Origin of the sequence: Cyanobium usitatum str. Tous, assembly GCF_003011885.1 — a bacterium.
Lineage (GTDB): Bacteria > Cyanobacteriota > Cyanobacteriia > PCC-6307 > Cyanobiaceae > Cyanobium_A > Cyanobium_A usitatum.
Map to the genome: position 1 here is coordinate 144,073 of NZ_PXXO01000003.1, position 22,145 is coordinate 166,217.

23 protein-coding genes and 1 tRNA gene are annotated in these 22,145 nt (G+C 59.9%); 7 read left to right on the top strand and 17 right to left on the bottom strand.

Translation table 11 applies throughout. The features are described from left to right. Positions 1–3: 3 nt before the first annotated feature. The gene (locus C7K55_RS03990) at positions 4–1,296 is read right to left on the bottom strand and encodes a site-specific integrase (protein ID WP_106502121.1); all 1,293 of its coding nucleotides are present in this window, start codon (positions 1,294–1,296) and stop codon (positions 4–6) included. A gap of 127 nt (positions 1,297–1,423) precedes the next feature. Beyond that, positions 1,424–1,497 (bottom strand) — tRNA-Arg (locus C7K55_RS03995). A gap of 59 nt (positions 1,498–1,556) precedes the next feature. Here C7K55_RS03995 and C7K55_RS04000 point away from each other — a divergent pair. Further along, a complete protein-coding gene (locus C7K55_RS04000) occupies positions 1,557–1,814 on the top strand; it encodes a hypothetical protein (protein WP_106502122.1) in 258 nt (85 codons plus the stop codon). 50 nt (positions 1,815–1,864) lie between these two features. Continuing rightward, positions 1,865–2,668, top strand: coding sequence for a hypothetical protein (locus tag C7K55_RS04005; RefSeq protein ID WP_106502123.1), 804 nt, complete (start codon positions 1,865–1,867; stop codon positions 2,666–2,668). 26 nt (positions 2,669–2,694) lie between these two features. Here C7K55_RS04005 and C7K55_RS04010 read toward each other — a convergent pair whose 3' ends face one another. Next, complete coding sequence (locus tag C7K55_RS04010) at positions 2,695–2,934, bottom strand: hypothetical protein (RefSeq protein WP_106502124.1); 240 nt, start codon at positions 2,932–2,934, stop codon at positions 2,695–2,697. Positions 2,935–2,973: 39 nt separating this feature from the next. Beyond that, positions 2,974–3,882, bottom strand: a complete 909-nt coding sequence (gene rsmI / locus C7K55_RS04015; protein WP_106502125.1) for a 16S rRNA (cytidine(1402)-2'-O)-methyltransferase — start codon at positions 3,880–3,882, stop codon at positions 2,974–2,976. Between rsmI and C7K55_RS04020 the strand changes: the two genes are divergently transcribed. Beyond that, the gene (locus C7K55_RS04020) at positions 3,881–4,816 is read left to right on the top strand and encodes a 3'(2'),5'-bisphosphate nucleotidase CysQ (RefSeq protein ID WP_106502126.1); all 936 of its coding nucleotides are present in this window, start codon (positions 3,881–3,883) and stop codon (positions 4,814–4,816) included. The two genes, rsmI and C7K55_RS04020, sit on opposite strands and share 2 nt — an antisense overlap. 151 nt (positions 4,817–4,967) lie before the next feature. Then, a complete protein-coding gene (locus C7K55_RS04025; protein ID WP_106502127.1) occupies positions 4,968–6,383 on the top strand; it encodes a hypothetical protein in 1,416 nt (471 codons plus the stop codon). Positions 6,384–6,598: 215 nt separating this feature from the next. Here C7K55_RS04025 and C7K55_RS04030 read toward each other — a convergent pair whose 3' ends face one another. The 3 genes from C7K55_RS04030 to rseP form a co-directional block, all read right to left on the bottom strand. Beyond that, positions 6,599–8,725, bottom strand: coding sequence for a polyribonucleotide nucleotidyltransferase (locus tag C7K55_RS04030; protein ID WP_106502128.1), 2,127 nt, complete (start codon positions 8,723–8,725; stop codon positions 6,599–6,601). A 143-nt stretch (positions 8,726–8,868) separates the two neighbouring features. Continuing rightward, a complete protein-coding gene (gene rpsN / locus C7K55_RS04035; protein WP_106502129.1) occupies positions 8,869–9,171 on the bottom strand; it encodes a 30S ribosomal protein S14 in 303 nt (100 codons plus the stop codon). Positions 9,172–9,227: 56 nt separating this feature from the next. After that, complete coding sequence (gene rseP, locus C7K55_RS04040; RefSeq protein ID WP_106502130.1) at positions 9,228–10,316, bottom strand: RIP metalloprotease RseP; 1,089 nt, start codon at positions 10,314–10,316, stop codon at positions 9,228–9,230. Positions 10,317–10,510: 194 nt separating this feature from the next. On the opposite strand from rseP, the gene C7K55_RS04045 reads away from it, so the two are divergent. Beyond that, positions 10,511–11,356, top strand: coding sequence for a neuromedin U (locus C7K55_RS04045; RefSeq protein WP_106502131.1), 846 nt, complete (start codon positions 10,511–10,513; stop codon positions 11,354–11,356). Positions 11,357–11,422: 66 nt separating this feature from the next. Here the strand turns inward: C7K55_RS04045 and C7K55_RS14210 are convergent, their stop codons facing one another. Both C7K55_RS14210 and C7K55_RS14005 read right to left on the bottom strand, forming a co-directional pair. Continuing rightward, positions 11,423–11,584, bottom strand: a complete 162-nt coding sequence (locus tag C7K55_RS14210) for a type II toxin-antitoxin system YoeB family toxin (RefSeq protein WP_254969491.1) — start codon at positions 11,582–11,584, stop codon at positions 11,423–11,425. Then, on the bottom strand, positions 11,544–11,714 hold the full coding sequence (locus C7K55_RS14005; RefSeq protein WP_241518159.1) for a hypothetical protein: 171 nt from the start codon (positions 11,712–11,714) through the stop codon (positions 11,544–11,546). Before C7K55_RS14005 ends, C7K55_RS14210 begins: the two co-directional genes overlap by 41 nt. Before the next feature lie 84 nt (positions 11,715–11,798). On the opposite strand from C7K55_RS14005, the gene C7K55_RS04055 reads away from it, so the two are divergent. Further along, positions 11,799–13,049 carry an ATP-binding protein gene (locus C7K55_RS04055; RefSeq protein ID WP_106502133.1) on the top strand — a complete coding sequence of 417 codons (1,251 nt, stop codon included), beginning with the start codon at positions 11,799–11,801 and terminating at the stop codon, positions 13,047–13,049. Positions 13,050–13,067: 18 nt separating this feature from the next. Here the strand turns inward: C7K55_RS04055 and C7K55_RS04060 are convergent, their stop codons facing one another. The 8 genes from C7K55_RS04060 to C7K55_RS04095 all read right to left on the bottom strand — a co-directional run bounded on the left by C7K55_RS04060 (position 13,068) and on the right by C7K55_RS04095 (position 20,025). Next, positions 13,068–13,313 (bottom strand): hypothetical protein, encoded by a 246-nt coding sequence (locus tag C7K55_RS04060; protein ID WP_106502134.1) that lies wholly within the window; start codon positions 13,311–13,313, stop codon positions 13,068–13,070. A 22-nt stretch (positions 13,314–13,335) separates the two neighbouring features. Then, positions 13,336–13,626 (bottom strand): type II toxin-antitoxin system RelE/ParE family toxin, encoded by a 291-nt coding sequence (locus tag C7K55_RS04065; protein ID WP_206603466.1) that lies wholly within the window; start codon positions 13,624–13,626, stop codon positions 13,336–13,338. Positions 13,627–13,658: 32 nt separating this feature from the next. Beyond that, the gene (locus C7K55_RS04070; RefSeq protein WP_106502136.1) at positions 13,659–13,883 is read right to left on the bottom strand and encodes an addiction module protein; all 225 of its coding nucleotides are present in this window, start codon (positions 13,881–13,883) and stop codon (positions 13,659–13,661) included. Positions 13,884–13,934: 51 nt separating this feature from the next. Next, positions 13,935–15,212 carry a serine--tRNA ligase gene (gene serS, locus C7K55_RS04075; RefSeq protein ID WP_106502190.1) on the bottom strand — a complete coding sequence of 426 codons (1,278 nt, stop codon included), beginning with the start codon at positions 15,210–15,212 and terminating at the stop codon, positions 13,935–13,937. Positions 15,213–16,261: 1,049 nt separating this feature from the next. Beyond that, positions 16,262–16,831: a type IV pilin protein gene (locus C7K55_RS04080; RefSeq protein WP_106502137.1), complete on the bottom strand. Its 570-nt coding sequence runs from the start codon at positions 16,829–16,831 to the stop codon at positions 16,262–16,264. After that, the gene (locus C7K55_RS14215; protein ID WP_106502138.1) at positions 16,828–17,430 is read right to left on the bottom strand and encodes a type II secretion system protein; all 603 of its coding nucleotides are present in this window, start codon (positions 17,428–17,430) and stop codon (positions 16,828–16,830) included. The genes C7K55_RS04080 and C7K55_RS14215 overlap by 4 nt, the downstream gene beginning before the upstream one ends. Before the next feature lie 1,798 nt (positions 17,431–19,228). After that, on the bottom strand, positions 19,229–19,501 hold the full coding sequence (locus C7K55_RS04090) for a NifU family protein (RefSeq protein ID WP_106502191.1): 273 nt from the start codon (positions 19,499–19,501) through the stop codon (positions 19,229–19,231). Between the two features lie 53 nt (positions 19,502–19,554). Then, positions 19,555–20,025 (bottom strand): hypothetical protein, encoded by a 471-nt coding sequence (locus tag C7K55_RS04095; RefSeq protein ID WP_127431979.1) that lies wholly within the window; start codon positions 20,023–20,025, stop codon positions 19,555–19,557. A gap of 295 nt (positions 20,026–20,320) precedes the next feature. Here C7K55_RS04095 and lepA point away from each other — a divergent pair, with 295 nt between their 5' ends. Then, positions 20,321–22,129 (top strand): translation elongation factor 4, encoded by a 1,809-nt coding sequence (gene lepA / locus C7K55_RS04100; protein WP_106502140.1) that lies wholly within the window; start codon positions 20,321–20,323, stop codon positions 22,127–22,129. The last annotated feature ends 16 nt before the right edge of the window (positions 22,130–22,145 follow it).

Sequence of the window (22,145 nt, forward strand, 5' to 3'; positions counted from 1 at the left end):
GGTTCACGACGTCCTGTTATTGAGTCGTTGTGCTGCTTTGCTGAAGGCGTCATCCACCACGTCATCCCCGCACCAGCGGCTGTATGCGGCGAGGTGGGTCTGAACGCTGTGACCCATAGCGGCGGCCACCACCTTGGGAGGGAGGTCACAAATCACGTGGGCCCGGTGGGCGTAACTGTGCCGGCAGGAATAGAGCACCAACTTTTCTCCCTGGGTTTCGTACTGCTGGCGAAGGTGTTGCCAGTGCTCTCGCCGCAGAAGGTAGCGACTAAAGGAATCCGAGCCGAAGCCGGCTCGCATGGGGGGCAGCTTTGCCGGATCAAAGGTCTCGAGGAGCCGCCATTCCGTGGCCCATTGGTCACAGGGCAGCAGACGCAGGGGTCTGGGCTTGGTTTTGCCTCGAGAGGCAACCTTTTCATAGGTGCACCAGAGCCGTCCCTGGCGAAGCTGCAGATGCTGTAGCTCTTCGGGTCGCAGTCCAAATGCGCTGAGCAGTTGAAAGGCAAACTGCCAGCGCGGGTCCGGTATGGCCTGCACCATCGCCAGGATGTCTGCCACGCTAATCGGCGTGGTGACCGCTCGGCTCTCCCGTGACCGGCCGATGATTGTTGAGAGGTCAGGCTGCGGAGCCCATTGGGCTGGAAGCAGTTTCTGGCTGACCGCCCAACGCAGCAGAGCAGCGGTGTACTGAATTTGCAGTCTTCTGGTTCGGCAGCCAGGGCGCTGACTCCAAAGATCAGCTTGCGCTTCAAGCAGTTGGATTGCATCGCGGGCAGCCGGTGGCCCTTTCGCTGTTTTTAGGAGCAGTGCCATTCGCGGCTTGTAAAGCCGTTCCCAAGTCGTTTCCTTGATTTCGCCGCTGCGCAGCTTGTGCTGCTGGTAGCGGCGGATCAAGCCGGCCCAGTCAATCGGGACCGATCGGCTAGTTGTCGTGGGAGGTGAAACACTCGGCTGCACGTTTGAGGGCTCGCTTGCCAGGACTTCTGCCTGGCGCCTGGCCTCAGCCTCAGCCTTCGCTGTACTCAGCTCGGCGATGGCCAGCTCGAGAGGGGCTCCGTTCTGAAAGGCCTCGTAGACCGTCAACACGCCGTCGCGGATGGCTTCGAGTTGGTCTGACTCCCAGGGGTAGGGCAGGAGCAGCTGCTTGCGATGCCCATCACCTGCGCGAGCCGTGATGTGAAGCCGGGCCCTCCCCCTGAAGTTCGAGACCGTCCAGCCGCTTCGGCAGCCCCTCTGGCCGAGGGCCCGCAGCACGCCGCCGCGGAGCAGAACATCCCATTGCGGGACCGCTGGCATGTGAGAAGGTATGTGAGAAGGTCCTTCTCACAGCCTGGCACACGCGAGCAGGGGCCGGCAAAACCTGTCAACCCAAAAGCCTGTGCCAGAAAGCTTTTGGGGCTGAGAAAGCAGACCCTGATTGAAACGCCCCCTGTGTGATTCGAACACACGACCGGCTGCTTAGAAGGCAGCTGCTCTATCCGGCTGAGCTAAGGGAGCAGCCGTTGCCATGATCGCTCAGCAGGTGGGGGCCACACAACTGCTGCCCTGGCGTCAAAGTGGTTGTAGAGATCTTTTTTGAAATGCGGCTCGCCCTGCTGTTTTCTGCTGCTGGCCTGTTGGCCCTTGCGGCTCCCTTGGGCGCCCAGGCTATGAGCTTGGATGAGGCCTGCGGCAAATTTGCCGGCAAGCTCAGTGCCGCCCAGGCTGCGGGTGATACCCAAAAAGCCCAGAAGATCTATCAACAGGGCTCAGCGCGCATCGCCTCGAGGTTCAACGGTGCCAGCTGCCCGAACGTCAAGCCACCTACCCCCTAAACCTGCTGGCTCTTTAGGCCTACACTGGTCTGCTGCGCAACTCTCGCCCCATGGCTGCCACCCGGCTCACTGACAGCCAGAAGATCGAGATCGTGGCTCGCTACCGCGCTGGTGAAGTAAGCGCCGAGCTGGCAGAGGCCTATGGCTGCAGCACCAACACGGTGAGCCGCGTGGTGAAGGCTGGTCTAGATCCAGCTGAATACGAGCAGCTCAAGCAGCAACGCATCCGGCCGCTCAAAGTTTCACAAGAACAACCTGCTCTAGAACTAGCTGCTCCAGAACAAGCCGCTCCAGAACTAGCTCCATCAGAGCCTGAACTCCTGGAGCCTGAACCCCTAGAGCCTGAACCCCCTGCGCTTGAGCTGCCAGAGCCTGAGCTGCCAGAGCCGGCTGGCGACGACGAAGACCATGCGGTGCTGGCAATCGATGACGCCGATGATTTTGGCGATGACGCCAATGAACTCGACTTCGCTGACGACGACCTAGCCGACCAGTTTGTGGCCGTGCCGCTGTTGCTGGTGGATCACGTTGGTGAGCCGGCCCAATGCCAGCCGCTCGCAGATGCGCCCCTTCCAGCCAGCATTTACATGCTGGTGGACAAAACAGTGGAGCTCCAAGCCAAGCCGCTCAAGGACTTCCCCGAACTTGGCCAGCTACCGGATGGCGAAGAGGAGCGGCAGGCTCTAATGGTGTTTGCTAATCCCCGCCAGGCCAAACGCCACTGCGGCCGCACCCAGCGGGTGATCAAGGTGCCAGACACTCGTATTCTTGAGCGCACTGCGCCCTACTTAATCGCCCAAGGCATCAGCCGGGTGGTGATGGAGGGCAGCCTCTACTCTTTGCCAGGCAGTTAATTGCCAGGCATTTAATTTCTGGGAAATTAATCCCCGGGCAGTTGCTCGTTGCGGGGGGCGAGCAGGGCGGCGCTGCAGCCGCCACTGAGTACGCCAATCACTAAAGCAATTCCCACCAGAAAACCGGCTGGCAGAGGGGTGCTGCGGGCAAAGCCCAAGTTGAGGCTGGGGCGCTGGTCGAGGTTTTGAGCACCCAGGCAGAGAATCGCTAGCAGCAAGCCACCGCCCAGCAGGCTGGATGCAAGCAGGCGCAGGCGCAAGACCATCAGGGCAACAGTAGAACGCTCTGGCTGCAGTCTGCCCGGTCAGGACTCCTGGTGCAGCAGGGCGTAAAGCTCCCGCTTGCTGTGGCCGGTGCGCTCGGCCAGCAGCTTGGCGGCGGCGTTGCTGCTGTGGCCGGCCCGCTGCAGCTCCTGCAGCTCGGCGCTGAGGGCAGCGCTATCCCAGGCCAGGGGCTCTGGCGGCAGGGCGCCTGCCAACACCAGGGTGCATTCCCCCTGGGGCGGCGTGCGGCGGAAGTGTTCGATGGCTGCGCTCACGCTGGGGCCCACCTGCTCTTCGTGCTTTTTGGTGAGTTCGCGGGCGACGCGCAGGGGCCGATCACCCAGCACCGCCAGCAGATCGTCGAGCAGATCGAGCAGCCGGTGCGGGGCTTCAAACAGCACCATGGTGCGCTGCTCAGTTTGCAGTTCCTGCAGTCGCTGACGGCGCTGGTTGGTCTTGGGTGGCAGGAAGCCCTCAAAGCAGAAGCGGCCGCACGGCAGGCCGCTGCTCACCAGTGCGGTGGTGACGGCGCTGGGGCCGGGAATGCAGATCACGTTGTGCCCAGCTGTGCGGGCCGCCGCCACCAGCACCTCGCCAGGATCGGAGATGCCCGGCAGCCCGGCGTCACTGATCACGGCCAGGGCTTCGCCGGCGGCGAGAGCCGCGAGCAGTTCGGGGATGCGGGCGGTTTGGTTGTGGGCGTGGAAGCTCACCAGCCGCGGCCCCTGCTCCTTATGGCGTAGCCCGAGCTGATGCAGCAGCAGGCCGCTGCGGCGGGTGTCTTCGCAGGCGATGCGCTGCACGCCGGCGAGCACCTGGCGGGCGCGGGGTGAGAGGTCGGCCAGGTTGCCGATGGGGGTGCCCACCAGGTAGAGCACGCCGGGGGCGGGTTCGGGGGCTTGCACGGCTTGGGGTGGGCTCCTGCAAAATGCTGAACCCTGCCAACCCATGATGCCGGCTACCCTCCCCCTGCCCTCAGGCATTGCGCTCGAAGGCTTGCTTGTGGAGCTGCGGCGGCTGAGCTGGGGCGCGGCCGACATCCTGCTGGCCTACGGCCGGGGCGAGCAGCCCCCCTATGGCTTCCCGCCGGCGTTAAGCGTGGATGAGGGCGGCGAGGGTCCGGTGAGTGCGGCGGATCTGGCGGTGAACCAGTGGTTGCTGGAGGGCCTGGCCGCAGCCTTCCCCATGGCCGCGTGGACCGTGCTGAGCGAGGAAACCGCCAAGGAGCAGCTCACTGAAGGCGAGCCCCTGGCGGCGGAGTGGCTGTGGATCCTCGATCCCCTCGATGGCACTAAAGACTTTCTGCAGGGCACGGGCGAATACGCGGTGCATCTGGCCCTGGTGCACGGCGGCGAGCCGGTGCTGGGGGTGGTGCTGCTGCCGGAGCTGGAGGAGCTGTGGCTGGGCGTGATGCCGGGGTTGGCGGGCTCGGCAGGAGAGGCCTGGTGCGAAAGCCGAGCTGGTGTGCGCTCGCCCGTGCGCTTCAGCGGCCGCCGCGCACTGGGGGAGCTGGTGCTGGTGGCCAGCCGCAACCACCGCGACCAGCGTCTCGAGCAGCTGCTGGCGGCCCTGGCCCTGGGCGACACCAAGGCGATCGGCAGCGTGGGCGGCAAGGTTGCCACGATCCTGCGCGGTGAGACGGACTTTTATATCTCCCTGTCGGGCAAGAGCGCCCCGAAGGATTGGGATATGGCCGCTCCTGAGGCGGTGCTGCGCGCCGCCGGTGGCGCCTTCAGCCATGCCGACGGCCGCGCCCTGGCCTACAACAGCGGCGATGTACGCCAGGCCGGCTGTCTAATCGCCAGCCACGGCCTAGCCCACGCCGAACTATGCGAAAAAGCGGCGGATGCGATGGCTGTGATTGATCCTGGTTTTGTTGTTTGAGTGCCTGGCTAGGGGTTTGTTTTATGTGGGTTGGGTGGTGATGTCGGTTGGTCTGGCTACCTTCAAGACTCCTTGACTGCGCGGCGTGACGGCACCTGCATCGCTGCAACGCTCATTCCGGAATCGCTTTTTTCTTCAACATCTTCCGGGCTTGTTTGAGAGCCCCTTGCGCTGGTATCTGGCCTTGCTGCTGATTGGGGCGGTCGCCTCGATCGGCGTCGGCAATCCGATCGGCAAGTTTCAGATTCAGCGGCTTGTTGAGGTTGGGCTGGCACTTGGGATGTTGGCCTGGTGTTACAGGCCCCAGGCGGCGTCCTGGTTGGGTCGGCCGATCGGTTCAGGCTGGTATGGACTGGGGCTAATGGGGTTTGGGGGGGTGGCGCTTGTTGGTAGTGCACTGGGACCGATTCCTTGGATTTCCCTGGGTTTCGTTGGCGTGGCTTTACTGCAATTTGGCTTGCTGCCCCTGCTTGTGGATGGCTGGCGTCAGCGGCGAGATGAAGGCATCCGGCTGCTTGCCCTGCTGGCAGTGGCCCTAGTGGGTATGGATGTGGGCCTGTGGCTGGTGATGCATGGCTTCGATTTGCAGCCCTACGCCTGGATGCGGCGCTTGAGCCCCAGCGGCCAGCTGGAAATGGAAACGCCCTATCTATATCTCAATGCCCGTTGGGCTAATCAGGTGAGCCTGCTCCTGCTCTGGACCTTCATTCCCCTGCTGCAGCAGTTGCAGCAGGGTGTGATTAAGAGACAACGGCGCTTCTGGTGGTTTGTTTGTTGGGCCGTGCCACTGCTTTGCTGCACCCAGGTGGTGCTGAGCGAGGGCGATGGGGCCTTGATCGCTATCTCGCTGGCCCTGGTGGGCCTGCTGGTGCAACGGCGCAATGTCAGCGCTGTGCAGATCCTGGCCTGCTGTTTGGCTGCCGCGTTTGCTTTATCACTGCTGCTCAACGAGGGAACAATGCTGTTGCAATTTGGCCAGCGCGCCGGCACCGAACTGCAGCAATCCCTCGCTGCTCCCCCGAAGGGGGCCACACTTCCAACGGTCTTCAGGCTGCCCTACTGGCTGCTTTACCTCCGTCATGTTGCCGATGCACCATTGTTTGGCCATGGCATTCCGGTGATTCAGGCCGGTTCACCTGTTTGCACCCCCCACAACATCTGGGTGGCTCTTCTCTACTGGACAGGTCTTGCTGGTACTGGTTTTGCCCTATTGCTCACGACCGGATTTGTGCCATGGAGTCGTCAGCAATGGCGCCACGCCAGCCCGATGGCCATGCCTCTACTGGTTTCGTTGTTTGCTTATCAGCTAGTTGATGACATCTGGCTGCGGCCCCTTGCCTTGGCCCTGTTACTGGTGTTGTTAGCCAGCTTGCTGCCTGCTGACGCGCCACCGTTGCCAGAGCCAGCAATTGTGCGGCGTTTCATGCTCTGTTTTGAGCAATATCGCTTGCTGGCCTTGCTTGGTGTCTTGCTGCTTTGTTTATCGGTGGCGATGCCTGGTGGCGCTGGCATGGGCCCATCAGATTTGGTGAGCCTGCCAGGTCAGGTGTGTCTGTTGCTTTTTTAGGGCAGCACCGAGAGGAGTGGTCGCTTTTTGCTGGTGGACTTAGCTAGGACTTAGCCCGCTTCGAAAAATGTAGTTGGCCCCTCCCAGATCTTTAGTTTTTAGTTGGCGCTAGGGCGATCCCACTCATGCGCTGATTTCCAACAAAAAAGCCGGCCACAGGGTGACCGGCTACAGGCGAACTGATTGACTCCCAGATCAGGCGAGCCAGGCGGACTTCACTCCTGTGCAGGGGCTTCGCTTTGGGGCACGCCGCGCAGGGTGAGGTTGATGCGGCCGCGGTTGTCGATTTCGCGCACGCGCACGGTTACCTGATCACCCACGTTCACCACATCTTCGACTTTCTCCACTCGGGCTTCGGAGAGTTGGGAGATGTGAATCATCCCTTCCTTGCCGGGCAGGATCTCCACGAAGGCACCGATTGGGATCACGCGGGTCACGGCACCGCTGAATACCTCGCCTTCGCTGATGCGACGGGTGAGGCCTTCGATGATGCGCTGGGCCTCTTCGGCGGCAGCGCCATCGTGGCTGGCAATCGTGACGATGCCGCCATCTTCGATGTCGATCTTGGTGTTGGTGCGCTCGGTGATGCCCTTGATCGTGCGGCCGCCGGGTCCGATCACGGTGCCGATCAGTTCCGGATCAATGCGGAAGCTGAGCAGGCGTGGGGCGTGGGGCGACATGGTGTCGCGGGGCTTGTCGATCGCCTCGAGCATCTTCTCGAGGATGTGCAGCCGGGCTGGGCGGGCCTGGTTAACGGCTTCAGCCACGGTTTTCATATTTAGGCCCGTGATCTTCATGTCCATCTGCAGGGCGGTGATGCCCTTTTCGGTGCCGGCCACCTTGAAGTCCATGTCGCCAAGGAAATCTTCGATGCCTTGGATGTCGGTGAGGATGCGCACCTCCTCGCCCTCCTTGATCAGGCCCATGGCGGCGCCGCTCACTGGTGCCTTGAGGGGCACGCCGGCATCCATCAGGGCGAGGGTGCTGCCGCACACCGAACCCATCGAGGTGGAGCCGTTTGAGCTGAGGCACTCCGACACCACGCGCAGCACGTAGGGGAAGGACTCCTTGTTGGGCAGCACGGGCACAATCGCTCTCTCAGCCAGGGCGCCGTGGCCAATTTCGCGGCGGCCGGGGGAGCGCATCGGCTTGGTTTCGCCGGTGGAGTAGGGGGGGAAGTTGTAGTGGTGGAGGTAGTGCTTCTCGGTGGACGGGTTGAGGTCGTCCATTTCCTGGGAGTCGCTCGGGGTGCCGAGGGTGGCGCAGGAGAGCACCTGGGTGAGGCCGCGCTGGAACAACGCTGAGCCGTGCACCCGCTTGGGCAGTACGCCGGCGGCGGCGCTGATCGGCCGCACTTCATCAAGGTTGCGGCCATCGACACGCTTGCCCTCCTGGAGGATCTGGGCGCGCATCAGCTTTTTGGTCAGGTCCTTGTAGCTGTTGCCCAGGGCCTTGCCGCTGGAAGCGGAGCGGATCGGGTCGTCTTCGGCTAAGGCGGCGATCTTCTCGCTCACCTCGGCCTTGATGGCGTCGAGTTTCTCGTCGCGTTCGGTTTTGGTTTGGGAGAACTGCTTGAGCACCTCACCGATGCCACCGGCACATTCCTTTTCAAGGAAGTTGGGCAGGGTGGGGTCGATGACCTGAGGTTCGGGGATCACCTGCTCGATGCCGAGCTCCTTGAGCAGGTTCTGCTGCGCCTTGATCAGTTCGCACACCGCTTCGTAGCCGAAGTCGATCGCTTCGATCACGTCTTGCTCGGGCAGCTGGTTGGCACCGGCTTCCACCATCACCACGCCCTGGGGCGTGCCAGCTACCACCAGATCAAGCTCGCTGCGCTCGATTTCACGGAAGCTGGGGTTGAGCACGAAGTCGTCGCCCAGCAGACCCACCCGCACGGTGGCCATGGGGCCATAGAAGGGAATGCCGGCCAGCAGAGTTGCCATCGAGGCGCCGGTGACGGCGAGCACATCGGGTGGCACGCGCTCATCGAGGGAGAGGCAGGTGGCCACAATCTGGATGTCGTCGCGCATCCAGCTGGGGAATAGGGGCCGGATCGGCCGATCGATCAGGCGGCAGGTGAGGATCGCCCGCTCAGAGGGACGGCCTTCGCGACGGAAAAAGCTGCCAGGGATGCGCCCAGCGGCGTAGAGACGCTCTTCGTAATCGCAGGTTAGGGGCAGAAAATCGATGCCTGGGCGACCGCCTGAGCGGGTGGCGGTGACCAAAACCGAGGTATCACCACACTCAACCATCACCGAGCCCCCAGCCTGGGGGGCGAAACGACCGGTGGTCAGCCGGATCTCCCGACCATCGAAGGAGATCGACTGAGTTTGTCCTTGCACGTGCGCTTATGTCCTGTTGTTGTCAGGGACCATTCTCGCATTTAGGCCGTTACTACTGGGGCAACCTTCGCTTTTTATCGCGTTTATGGCCTTTCTTGGCCATAAAAAAAGCGCCCGTAGGCGCCTTAGGAATCTTTGGCTGATTACCAGGAAGACTTGACCACTCCTGGCAGCTCACCCTTGTGGGCACGCTCGCGCAGCTGGTTGCGGCACAGACCGAAATCGCGGTAATAGCCCCGGGGCTTGCCGGTGGCCCAGCAGCGGTTGCGCACGCGGTTGGAAGCGCTGTTGCGGGGCAGCAGCTGGATTTTACGGTGAATTTCCAGACGCTCCATGGGACCTGCAGCGGCGTCGAAGGCTGCCTTGAGGGCAGAGCGCTTGGCGGCAAAACGCTCAACCATCTTCTTGCGCTTGACATCGCGCGCAATCATCGACTTCTTCGCCATGCGGCCTGAACTGCGATCGGATAAGTGCTTTCGATCTTACCTTGCGGCGGTGAGGCTCACCGCCCAAGCAGCTGCTGCACGACCGGTAGCTGGGAGGTGTCCTTGACGATCAGCACCACGCTCAATCCCACCAGGAAGACAAAGCCCGACTGCATGAAAGCCATCTGAAAGCGCTCTGGCAGGGGCTTGCCCCGCAGGCCCTCGAGCAGTAAGAACACGAACTGACCGCCATCGAGCAGGGGTAGCGGCAGGGCATTGAGCACCGCCAGGTTGATCGAGATCAAGGCGGTGAAGATGAACAGGCTGCTGCCGCCCTGCTTGGCCAGCGACGCCCCCATTTCCACAATTTTTACGGGGCCAGATACCTGGCCGGCGGTCTCGCCGAAGTGGGTGGCGAGGGTCACGAACCCTTCCACGGTGCGGCTGGTGAGGGCGGCGAAGTCGTGGTTGGCCTGGCGGAAGGGCTCCAGGGGCGTGCGGGCGGGGCGGAAGGCCTCGGTGCCATTGGGTTGCAGCTGGGCGCCGATGCGGCCAACGCCGCCGAGATCGGCGGGGGTGAGATTTAGGGGCAGGGATTGGCCGTTGCGCTCGGCTTCGAGGCGCAGGGTTTGCTCGGGGGCGGCCTTGATGCGCTCCACCAAGGCGGCAACGGCGCTTTGGCCGCCGCCAAGATCGCTGCCATTGAGGCTCAAGATGCGGTCGCCCGGCTGGAGGCCGGCAGCTGCAGCGGCTAGGCCGGGCTGCACGCCACTCACCAGAACGCCGGGGCTGGCGCTGAAACCGGCGGGTATGCCGAGCACCAGGCCCTGGCCGAGTAGCACCGCATAGGCGAGCACCAAGTTGGCCAACACGCCGGCGGCGATCACCAGGGCCCGCTGGGCTAGGGGCCGGTTGCTGAGCAGGTTGGGGTCGTTTTTGGGGATGGGGCTGTCTTCATCGTCATCGGGAAAGGCCACGAAGCCGCCCAGGGGAATGGCCCTTAGGGCGAATTGCACACCGCGGCGCTGGCGCTCGAACAGCACCGGCCCAAATCCGATCGAAAAGCTGCTGACGCGGATCCCCTGCAAGGTGGCGGCAAAGAAATGCCCTGCCTCGTGCACCACGATCAGCCCCGCCAGGATCGCCAGTGCTGTGAGAACGCCCATCCAGGCCCCGCTATTTATGCATCCATTGTGCTGGGTTTGCCTGGGGGCAGGGGGGCGGCATGCACGCTTAAACGCTGAACTAAGTCTTGGCTAAGTCCAGTTGCTGCAGCCGTGTGTTCCCCGCCGAATCCGGGCCGTGGCAGCAGCAGCTCGACTCTTAAGATCCCGCCTCGGCAGTAGTTGTTTTTACCCATATGACTCGCTTCTTGAGTGCCCTGATCTGCGCCAACTTGCTGCAACTGCCCATCTCAGCAGAGCCGGCACCAGCAGAGCCGCAGGCAGTGCAAGAAGCAGTGCAAGAAGCAGTGCAGGAAGCCCAAACCGAGGCGCTGGCCACTGAGGCCCAGAACCCGATCTCGAATTTGGTCAGCGTTCCGTTTCAGTACAACCTCACCCCGGGCATTGGGCCCAATGAAGACCAAACCCAGAGCCTGCTGAATATTCAGCCAGTGGTGCCGTTTTCGCTCAGCCCGGATCTCACTTTGGTGACCCGCACGATTCTGCCGGTGCTGAGCCAGCCGACGGCAACGGGCAATCAAAATGGCATCGGCGATCTCAACCCCAGCTTCTTCTTCGTGCCCAAGGGCAGGGGCGCTTGGACCTTTGGTTTTGGACCCACGCTTGTATTGCCAACGGCTAGCGATAGCAGCCTGGGCCGGGGTAAGTGGTCTGCGGGGCCGGCGGCGGTGGCGGTGTACAGCAAGGGCCCCTGGGTGGCTGGGGCGCTGGTGAACAACGTCTGGTCGTTTGCGGGCAATAGCGATCGCAGCTCGGTGAGTGCTTTCCTGCTGCAGCCCTTCATCAACTACAACCTGCCCCACGGCTGGTATTTGGTGACCTCGCCGATCATCACCGCCAACTGGCGGGCGACCAGTGGCGACCAGTGGATTCTGCCGGTGGGCGGCGGTGTGGGCCGCTTGTTTCGCATCGGCAAGCAACCGATCAATGCGTCTCTGCAGGCTTACGCCAATGTGGTGAAGCCTGATCTTTTCGGTGATGTCACGATCCGGGCTCAGATTCAGTTTTTGTTCCCGAAGTAGGTGAGGCGGCTCCGGCACTGTGCCTAGATACGCAGCCAAGACACGCGCGATTAGCTGAACCCTCAGTCAATCGTGCATGCCTATCTGCCCTGGTCGGCTCGATAAGTATTCCCTGCGCTCGTTATCGAGTACCTGGTATATCAGCCGGTGCTGAATGTTGATGCGCCGTGAGTAGGCACCGTTCAGATTACCAACAAGGGCTTCGTAGGGCGGTGGCCATGCCTTCAAGGATCGATTCGCGCATCCCTGGGATCGCCCCCTGCTGCAGCAAGCGGGTTTGGAGCATGAGGTGCCGGTCACGGGCACTCCTGCCCAAGGGGCGCTCCATCGACTGACGCCAGCTGGTCGGCAAAAGCATCATCACGATGCCTGCAAAAACCGGATTCGAAGCTCCGCATTTCCCGCATTAAGATGCCGGTGTTTACCGCATTAGTGAGCCTGAGTGCCTGTCTACAGCCCCCGGATCGTGGATGGTGAACTGCGGGAGCTGTTGGAATCCGCAGGTGCTGTGGTGATCGAAGGGCCTAAGGCCTGCGGCAAGACGATGACGGCCTCGCAGCAATCCGCCTCCCGCGTGCTGCTCGACATCGACCAGGCCGCGCGGCAGGCCCTGGCGGTGGAGCCGAGGCTGGTGCTGGAAGGAGCAAGGCCGCGACTGCTGGATGAGTGGCAGGTGGCACCCGAGCTCTGGAATCAGGTGCGCAAGGCCGTCGATGCCTCCGATCAACCCGGCCAGTTTCTGCTCACCGGCTCAGTGGTGCCGGCGGAAGATGCCAGCCGCCACACTGGCGCCGGCCGTTTCGGGTTCCTGCGCATGCGGCCAATGAGCTTGTTCGAATCCGGAGTTTCCAACGGCGCCGCGTCGCTGCGTCAGCTGTTTGCCGGCGAGGTGCAGGCCGTGGCGGATCCAGGGCTGAGCGTGCACGATCTCGGTGCGCTGATTGCCCGCGGCGGCTGGCCCGCGCAGCAGGGCAGGCCCCTGAAAGCGGCGAGCCGGGCCGCTCGCGATTATCTCGAGCAAGTGCGGCAGGTTGACATCAGCCGAGTGGATCGCCGCCGCGATCCAGCCCGAGTGGGGGCACTGTTGCGCTCTCTCGGGCGCCATTGCGCCACTGAGGCCAGGCTTTCAACACTGGCCGCCGATGCGGGTGGCGCCGATGGCGCCCTGGATGAGCGCACCGTGTCGGATTACCTGCAGGCGTTGGAGCAGCTGATGGTGATCGAAGATCAGCCCGCCTGGGCTCCCCATCTGCGCTCGAGGGCGCGGCTGCGCAAGGCCCCAAAGCGTCATTTCGTCGACCCATCGCTGGCGCTGGCGGCCAGCGGGGCTGCTGCGGAGCGATTGCTGGAGGATTTTGAGTGGTTTGGGCAGTTGTTCGAATCACTGGTGATCCGCGATTTGCGCGTGCTCAGCCAACCCCTGGAAGGAGAGGTATTGCACTACCGCGATGACTACGGGGTGGAGGCGGATGCGATCGTGCAGCTGCGCGATGGGCGCTGGGGAGCCATCGAGATCATGCTCGGCGAGGGGCAGGTTGACCAGGCCGCCGCCAACCTCAAGCGCTTCTCAGCGCAGATCGACAGCCAACGCTCGGGGTCAGCGGCGTTTCTGGCCGTGATCTGCGGCAAGGGGTACGGCTATCGCCGGACCGATGGGGTTGTGGTGGTGCCGGTCGGTGCCCTTGGGCCGTAGCCATCCCCTTGGAGTGGGCTAGACAGCAACTGGAAGTTGAGTTTTGAAAGGCTCGGCCAGGAGTTTGGCCAGGCCTGCTGCATTGCGGATGTCGACGCAGAGAAGGGTGGCACCAATGAATTCAAGGGTGTAGCCATCCCCTTCGAGTACCAGATCGGGAATGCCACGCAGACTGGGATGGCGAAACAGGATGGCTCCGTTTTCGCCATCCACCAGACGCTCCATTCCTTCCAGTTGGGTGCTCAGGTGTTGGGCTTGATCCATCTTCCTGCTCCCAGGCGGTTGGTCACGGTGCGTTGGTCGGTGGGATCCGCTCGCGCCAACGACCTGGATCTTGGCGGCTATGTACAGCCAAGACAACAATTTCATCGGTCTCGACGCGGAAGTAAATGGCGTATGGAAACCGCTGGAGGATCACCCGTCGGATTGAACCCACCACCGCTGGATAGCTGAGGGGCTGCGCTTGCATCCGCTCAATGGCATCGGCGAACGCCCGGGCGAACACAGTACCGAAACCGGCTTGTCGCAGGTCGTACCACTGGCGGGTTTCAATTAGGTCTTGCCTGGCTTCAGGCAAAAATCGCACAGCCCGTGATATCCCAGCCGACGTCACTCCAGACCGAGCTCTTGGCGCACAAGCTCCCAGCTCAGGGACTCCTCAGGGCGGTGCTGATGCCGGCTCCAGCGTCGTTCCAGCTCAGTGATCAGGGCTGGACTCACCGCCAAGGCCTGTTCCTGCTCCGCGTGATCAAGGCTTTGCCACAAGCCCATGGCGAGCTCCAAACGCTCTGTTGCGGGTAGAGCCAGCAGGTCGGTGAGGCTGGTGGATCCCATGGGCAGGCCGCATGGTTGGTTGACATCACGCTAACGGCTTTACCCCCCCCATCACCCCCCACCAATCCTGTCCCCACCGAAGTAAGGCACTAGAGCTGCGGGTAGGCGCACGGAACCATCAGCCTGCTGGCCGGTTTCGAGCAGGGCGGCCATGGTGCGGCCGATGGCGAGGCCGGAGCCGTTGAGGGTGTGGAGCAGGCGGGTGTTTTTGCCATCTTTGAAGCGGATGGCGGAGCGGCGCGACTGGAAGTCGTTGCACACCGAGCAGCTGGAGATCTCGCGGTAGGAGCCGGCGCCGGGCAGCCATACCTCGAGGTCGTAGGTGCGGGCGGCGGAGAAGCCCATATCACCGGTGCAGAGCTCGATCTTGCGGTAGGGCAGCTCGAGGGCTTCCAGCACGGCTTCCGCGTCAGCGGTGATCTGCTGGTGGGCGGCGGCGGAGTGGTCGGGATGGCAAAACCAGTAGAGCTCCACCTTGTTGAACTGGTGCAGGCGGATCAGGCCGCGGGTGTCGCGGCCGTAGCTGCCGGCTTCGCGGCGGAAGCAGGGGGTGTAGGCGGCGTATTTGAGCGGCAGCTGCTCGGCAGGAATCACCTCGTCGCGGTGCAGGGAGGTGATTGGCACCTCGGCGGTGGGGGTGAGCCAGAGGTCGTCGTCGGCGCAGCGGAAGCTCTCCTCGGCGAATTTGGGCAGCTGGCCCGAACCGGTGAGGCTGGCGGAATTCACCAGGATCGGCGGCATCACCTCGCGGTAGCCCTTGGCGGTGTGCAGATCGAGCATGAAGCTGATCAGGGACCGCTCCAGGCGGGCGCCAGCGCCCAGCAGGGTGATGAAACGGCTCTGGGCGATGCGCACCGAGCGCTCGGTTTCAAACAGGCCGAGCCGCTCGCCGATCTGCCAGTGCTCCTGCAGGCCGCCTTCTACCCGGGGGCTGCCCCAACGCTTGATCTCGATGTTGTCGGCTTCGCTGCGACCATCGGGCGCCTCGGGCGAGGGCAGGTTGGGCAGGGCTGATAGGGCCTCACGCAGCTGCAGCTCGAGAGCTTTTTCCTGCTCCTCGAGGGCGGCCACCTGCTGCTTGATGGCGTTGCCCTGATCGCGCAGGGCCTGCACCTCGGGGCTGTTTGGCGCAGATCCGCCTTGAATCAGCTGCCCTACGGCCTTGCCGATGCGGTTGCCCTCGGCTTGAAAGTTGCTGCGCTGCTCCTCGAGATCCCTCTCCTGGCGAGCGATCTGCTGCAGTGGAGCGAGGTCTAGCGCCATGCCCCGGCGGGCCAGCTGGGTGGTGATCAGCTCAGGGCTGTCGCGCAGGAGGCGCTGGTCGAGCACGGGGGCGGGTAGAGGGAAGACTGGCAGCCTAAGGGGCGGGATCAGGCCGTTTCGATCCGGCTCAGCCATTAGGCCTGCCAGCAGCTTGCAGCAGCTGGTGGTGCGGCGCCGGATCCTGCCCTCAGAGCTCTACGCAGTTGAGCTGGCGGGGTGGCGGGGCACCAGGTGTTTGCAGAAGTCGTCGATCACCGCCCAGCCTCGCCCCTGTCACCAGTGCCACCGTTGAGCGGATCTGTCCCAGGTCGATGGCCGGCGCGGGCACCGATCAGGTCGGGGTTGTAGTGCAGGAGGCGCTGATGGAGCGCGATAAACCCTTCCCATAAAGATAGAAAAACATGAACCCTTGGCGAGCCCCCATCTTACGTAGCTTGATGGTGATGTTAGAACCATTGAAAATCTTAAGGGCTGCATCATCATCAAGGTTGAACAATGGTCCGGCTTTTAGGTTCCAACTCTAAAATTCTTCGTGCCATAAGCGAGTGCAAATGTTCGAGAGGGCCTGCCCAAGAAGCCTGGAATGGTGAGGTTGAAATTGATACTGACGCGGGACGAACTTATTTCTACATTGGTGACACTTACGCCAGTGGCGACTTGTTGAGATAGTGAAGCGGCCTGAAAGTTTAGAGATCCATTGCGGAGGATTGGGGGCCCAATTCTTGAGAGATTTCCGCCTGACTGGGCATAAGTAATGCACGCATACTGGAGAAGACCCGAGCTCAGAAATGGGGATCTGATTGAAAAAACCTTGTCCGTAACCGCGGGGCATCTGACGTCGCTTGACGCCAGAATTTCTTCTCCATCTGATATGTCGCTCTCGATTAAAAACGAGAGTCTACTGCGCAAGTTTTCGCTTGATTGGGCAGCAAGAAGGGACCGCTCGCTGTTGACCTGAGAAGTAAATATTTGAGAGGCTAGTAGAATTATAATTGGAATTAGTGATGCTGCAACCAGCAACTCAGCCAAGGTAAGCCCCTCTGAATTTGTATTTCTCTTGAACTGGCCTAGGGAAAATTTAATGAGGTGTTTAGAAGGAGCTAGGTTCATTGGTCTTAGATGCGGGTGTAGTCTGAGCACTCGTCGGTCAAGGTTGAGCCGGAACCTCTGCTACCAATTTCTATAACGCCAACCAATCCGCTGATGCGAATGCATCTGAGGAGTGAAGACCTGCTAATTAAGAATCTAATTTCGGTGATCGGACTCTCGGCGTCGGAGGATATTGTGCCCCTTGGCGTAAAGATAATGGATTGAGCAGTGAAGGAAGCCGACAGGCTTGAGCTTCCAAGATTCGGTATGTCGAGTAAAATACTTGAGTTGGGAGCACAGGCGGCAGGAGAAACACTTGCAATCTGCGTGCCATTGCCTTGATTGGTGAATGCACTGGTAAAGTTTACTGTGCAGCCACCCTGGTTTGCTTGAAGAGACTTTTGAAGGAGCGCTGATCTCTGTACAAGTTGTAGCCACCCGGCTAATGCAATTTGGGCTGCATTAACTTTTGCTCGATCCGCCTCGCTAGCTGAAACATTCACCGCAATAGTGGACAGGATTCCTAGTATTACTACAGTAATTAGGATCTCTGCTAGAGAGAAACCAGAACCGGATGAGTTGCGCTTGATGATCATGGACACCACGCAGCCAAGGTTGGCACAAGCGTGTAAGAACGAGAGGCAGTGGCTCCACTGTATACAACAGTAAGGCGATGACTTGCGGCTTGAGAGGTATTAAATGTACGCGAAATTCCAGAGGGGAGGCTCGCATTCCCGATCAGTGAAACTAACTCTTCCACCAGTCTCCCGTTGTTGCATTTGGTTGTAAATGCAGTGATAGCAGTCTCACCTGTGTCGAGAGTAGAGCTTGGGAAATAATAGTTTTGCTTTCCTGGAATATAATATGTGTTGCTCGAGGGGTCAATGGAGCATGGTGATGTTCTGCCAGAATCGGTAGTGCAAGAGCCAGAACAGCATGTCATCCTAAACGCAACGTCTTTGATTCTTGCGAGGTCTTGATCAACTGCTTCTTCAAGCTGATTAGTGCTTCTCGTTCCAATCAGGGCCGTATTCCCTCCAGTCAGAATTGTTGCAACTCCGGCACCCAAGACTCCAAGGATGACGATAGAGACGAGGACTTCGACGAGAGAAAATCCCCTTGATTCAAGAAACTGATAATCTGGCTTGGAGAACTCTGAATCTTTAAAATAGGCATGATTGGGCAGAGAAAGCATAAGCCCCTAAAAGAAACGAGTAAAGTTAATGGACCTTGCGGCCCAGTCTATTGGCTTGGAAGATGGATTTAAATTGCCTGTATCTTCAAGGACGCTACAAGGAACTGCGGATGACCCGGGCACGCATGTACCAGGATTTGAAGGTGTGGCTAATTTGAGTGTGCTATTTCCGCCAAGTGTAAGTTCATTGGTCCATAGGATTCCGCTAAAGTCTGTCGTGCCATTCATAGTTGTGTTTGCGCATGGCGCCCAGACAAACATGGCCGAGCCGGAGTTGCCTCCGAGGCTAAATGCTTGGGAGGATGTGCATGCACTATTGCTGGGCACTGGGATACCCCTGATTTGGAGCCTATTCGTGAGCGAGATGGGGGCTATTGATGCGTTGTTTAGGTGAATTATGCTTCCTGCATTATTTCCATTTCCGCGTAGAGTGATGTTTTGATTGTTCTGTTGGAGATAAAGATATACAGGGCTATCTGTCGTGTCTATAGTTAGAATGCGACTGCTGCCATTGAGGTCGATTGATGTGACGATGCAGTGGTAGGCCTCGTCGGATCCTGGAGGGTACGATCCGCGATGACAATTGGTGGTATTCGCAGCATTGCTATTAATCGTTGTTGCGGAGGTAATATTTAATCCAGCGCCGTTTAGAATGGTGCAAGGGGAGGTGGCTCCGCAAAAGCTAGCCCGTGCATCCGAAATGGAGGGAGGGTTAGGGAGTGATATCGGTTTAATCTCATAGTCAATAGGCCCTTGCGACGTACGGAGATCATTAGTGCGGGCGTCGCACGTTGTACTGGTACTTGTTGATGGGCGAACGCAGGTAATTGAATTCAGCTTTGTTCCGGTCTGGTCTGTAATCAATAATGCACCAGTTCCTCCGCCAAGTAGCCCTCTTCCGCCTCCTATGCCTGTGACGATAGGCAGATCCCCAATCGGAAGATCGCTTTGCCCTGGGCATGAACGAAAATCATTGCCAAGATCGGGAGTGTTGATAATAACTCCTCCAAAAGATCTATTGCAGCACTTTGGCTCAACAATGAATTCTCTGGTGATCCTGCTTGTGGCAACTGGACTTTGGCTAGCCCCATAAACCCTGCCTTCAACAACTAATTCTAAAAATCCGCGTGCATTTGTCTCCGAAATGGCCGGGGAGGTGCCGGTTGAAGCCACAGGATTGCCCGTAACGGTAAACGGAGTTCCTCTGCCGGCAGTCGAGCCTGGCGTGAAAGTTGCGCTAATGAGTACGAATCGTCTTGAAAATGAACCCCCTCCTGGGAGGGTCACTTCGTTCCCATTGGCGAAACTAGTAGCAGCCTCCGTGGGATATGGTGCGCTGGCAATGTCAAAGTCCGGTGAAGGAGCGGTGCAGCGATTTCTTGCTGTTGGCCAGCTTCCCATGGACAAGCCTGTGTATAAGCGTCTGTTTACTGGCCGATTCCATTCGCTAATAATGAATGCAGTTCCGGCCTCGGCTGTTAATCGTGCATCTTTCGCGCGGCCTTGGAAAACAGAGCCTAGGAGGCCATCAAAGGAACGTTGCGCAACAATTGCTGTGCCTGCGATAACTGCCAGTGCCACAACAAGGGCGATTGCAACAGTGGCTCCTTCCTCGCTATTGGCTCGATGGCTGAAACAGAGATTGTAAAATAAGCTAATTGCGTATTTATGCTTACTTTTTTTTGGTGGGGGTAGTAAGAATCTTGGCATCACTTCGCTCCAACCTTGTTTCTAGCCTAATCGGCTTTGTGTCTTCCGTCTCATCGTTTGACGAATAATCGTCGAACAGCTGTGCTTCTTACAACACCTGCACCACCTCTGACACCTCTGGAATTGCCTCGCGCAGCTTGCGCTCGATGCCCATCTTCAGGGTCATGGTGCTGCTGGGGCAGCTGCCGCAGGCGCCCTGCAGGCGCACCTTCACGATCGGGCCGTCGATTTCCACTACTTCTACGTTGCCGCCGTCGGCCATTAGGTAGGGGCGCAGCTCATCGAGGGTGCGCTCCACGTTTTCCAGCGTCAGGGCGTGGGGATCTTGGCCGGGGGCTGCTGTGGTGGTTTCACTGCTCATTTGGGCCAGCCTGTATGGCATTTCAGCTTAGGACGGCTGGGCCTGCGCCTGGCTTAGTCCAGGTGGAAATGGGCGAATAGGTTTGCCGCCGGGTCCTTCCGTCCGTTGGTGCGCCAGCGAGTTACCAGCTCTTTTAGGCTTTTTTCATAGCGCCTGCGCTTCCGCGCGATCCAGCCCAGATACAGCACCCCTGGGATGATGCCTGGGATCAAAAGCAGCAGGCCGATCCAGATGTCGCGCCTGTGGTAGCCCTTAGCTGGGAACCTACGGCCAGTGCTGATCGCCCAGGCAAGCGCCCGGATTTCCTCGGGGAGATTGCGGAAATTACGTTTATTTGATTGGTCGTTGGCATAGGGCGTGATCTCAAGCTTTGCCTTACGGGTCATATCCCGCGCAATCTGACGCCGCATACCGATCACCTCCCTTGCCTTAGCCAGGGAAACTCGCGCAATCAACTGGCCGCTGGCACTCATCAGCGTGAAGCTGGTCGAACTGATGCGTGAATGCTCCAGGGAGCCGTACATGCCATCAGCCAGCTTGCCCTCCTCCCTTGCCACATCCTGGGCTGCGGCAAACAGCAGGTTTAGGCCCTCTTCCCGATCCACTAGCCGGCTATCGTCTCGGCCTAGTGGGTTGGGAAGGTACGGATGATTCATTGATATAGGGCAATCAAAAACTAATTTCAGCAATCTTATAACTTTTCGATTCCACTGCCAGCAGATGGAGGCGATCCCTTGAGTGGTAGGCCAGCTTGTCGTTTCGAACCAGGCTGCCGTCTCCTAGGCTGGCAGCAGCACCCATGAAGCCTCCGCCGGCGCGATGACCGACGTTCCCGTTCAGCGGATCCGTAATTTCTGCATCATTGCCCACATCGACCACGGGAAATCCACCCTGGCCGACCGGCTCCTGCAGGACACCGGTACCGTTGCGGCTCGCGACATGCAGGCGCAGTTTCTCGACAACATGGAGCTGGAGCGCGAACGCGGCATCACCATCAAGCTCCAGCCAGCCCGCATGGAATACACCGCGGCCGATGGCGAGGTCTACATCCTCAACCTGATTGATACCCCTGGTCATGTCGACTTCTCCTATGAGGTAAGCCGTTCATTGCAGGCTTGTGAAGGCGCCCTGCTGGTGGTGGATGCCAGCCAGGGAGTGGAAGCCCAAACCCTGGCCAATGTCTACCTGGCCCTTGAAAATAATCTTGAGATCATTCCTGTTCTCAACAAGATCGATCTGCCTGGTGCTGATGCAGACCGCATCGCTGAAGAAATTGAGGCAATCATCGGGCTCGACTGCTCCAATGCAATCCATTGCTCGGCCAAAACAGGGCTCGGAGTGCCCGCAATCCTCCAGGCTGTGGTGGATCGGGTGCCGGCTCCCGCCGACAAAGTGGCTGAGCCGCTGCGGGCCCTGATATTCGACTCCTACTACGACGCCTACCGGGGCGTGATCGTGTATTTCCGCGTGATCTCCGGCTCGATCAGCAAGCGCGACAAGGTGCTGCTGATGGCCAGCGGCAAGGTGGTGGAACTGGATGAGGTGGGCGTGATGGCGCCCGATCAGCGCCAGGTGGATTCACTTCATGCCGGCGAGGTGGGTTACATGGCCGCTTCGATCAAGGCCGTGGCCGATGCCCGCGTTGGAGACACCATCACGCTGGCATCCAATCCTGCCGCTGAGCCGCTGCCCGGTTACACCGAGGCCAAGCCCATGGTGTTCTGCGGCCTTTTCCCCACCGACGCTGACCAATACCCTGATCTGCGCGAAGCCCTAGACAAGCTGCAGCTCTCTGACGCAGCGCTCAAATATGAGCCCGAAACCAGCAGCGCCATGGGTTTTGGTTTCCGTTGTGGCTTCCTTGGCTTGCTGCACATGGAGATCGTGCAGGAGCGGCTAGAACGGGAATACAACCTTGATTTGATCGTTACTGCGCCTTCGGTAATTTATCAGGTGAACATGCTTGATAACACCGTCATGATGGTTGATAACCCAGCCACCCTGCCAGACCCGCAAAAGCGTGAATCCATAGAAGAGCCCTATGTGAAGCTCGAAATCTATACCCCGAATATCTACAACGGCGCCTTGATGGAGCTGTGCCAAGAGCGGCGCGGTGAATTCATCGACATGAAATACATCACCACCGATCGGGTAACCCTCCACTACGAGATGCCGCTGGCGGAGGTGGTTACAGACTTCTTTGACCAGATGAAGTCGCGCACCAAGGGCTACGCCTCAATGGAATACAGCCTGATCGGCTACCGCAAAAATGAGTTGGTGCGTCTTGATGTATTGATCAATGCTGAAAAGGCCGATCCCCTCACCACCATCGTGCACCGCGATAAGGCCTACAACGTGGGCAAGGGTTTGGTGGAGAAACTCAAGGAGCTGATCCCCCGCCAGCAGTTCAAGATTCCAATCCAAGCATCAATCGGTAGCCGCATCATTGCCTCCGAAAGCATCAGCGCCATGCGTAAAGATGTGCTTGCCAAATGCTATGGCGGTGACATCTCCCGCAAGAAAAAGCTGCTCCAAAAGCAAGCCAAGGGCAAAAAGCGCATGAAGGCAATGGGCAAAGTCGACGTGCCCCAAGAAGCCTTCATGGCCGTGCTCAAGCTGAACCAGTAGGGCGCTGGTGATTGGG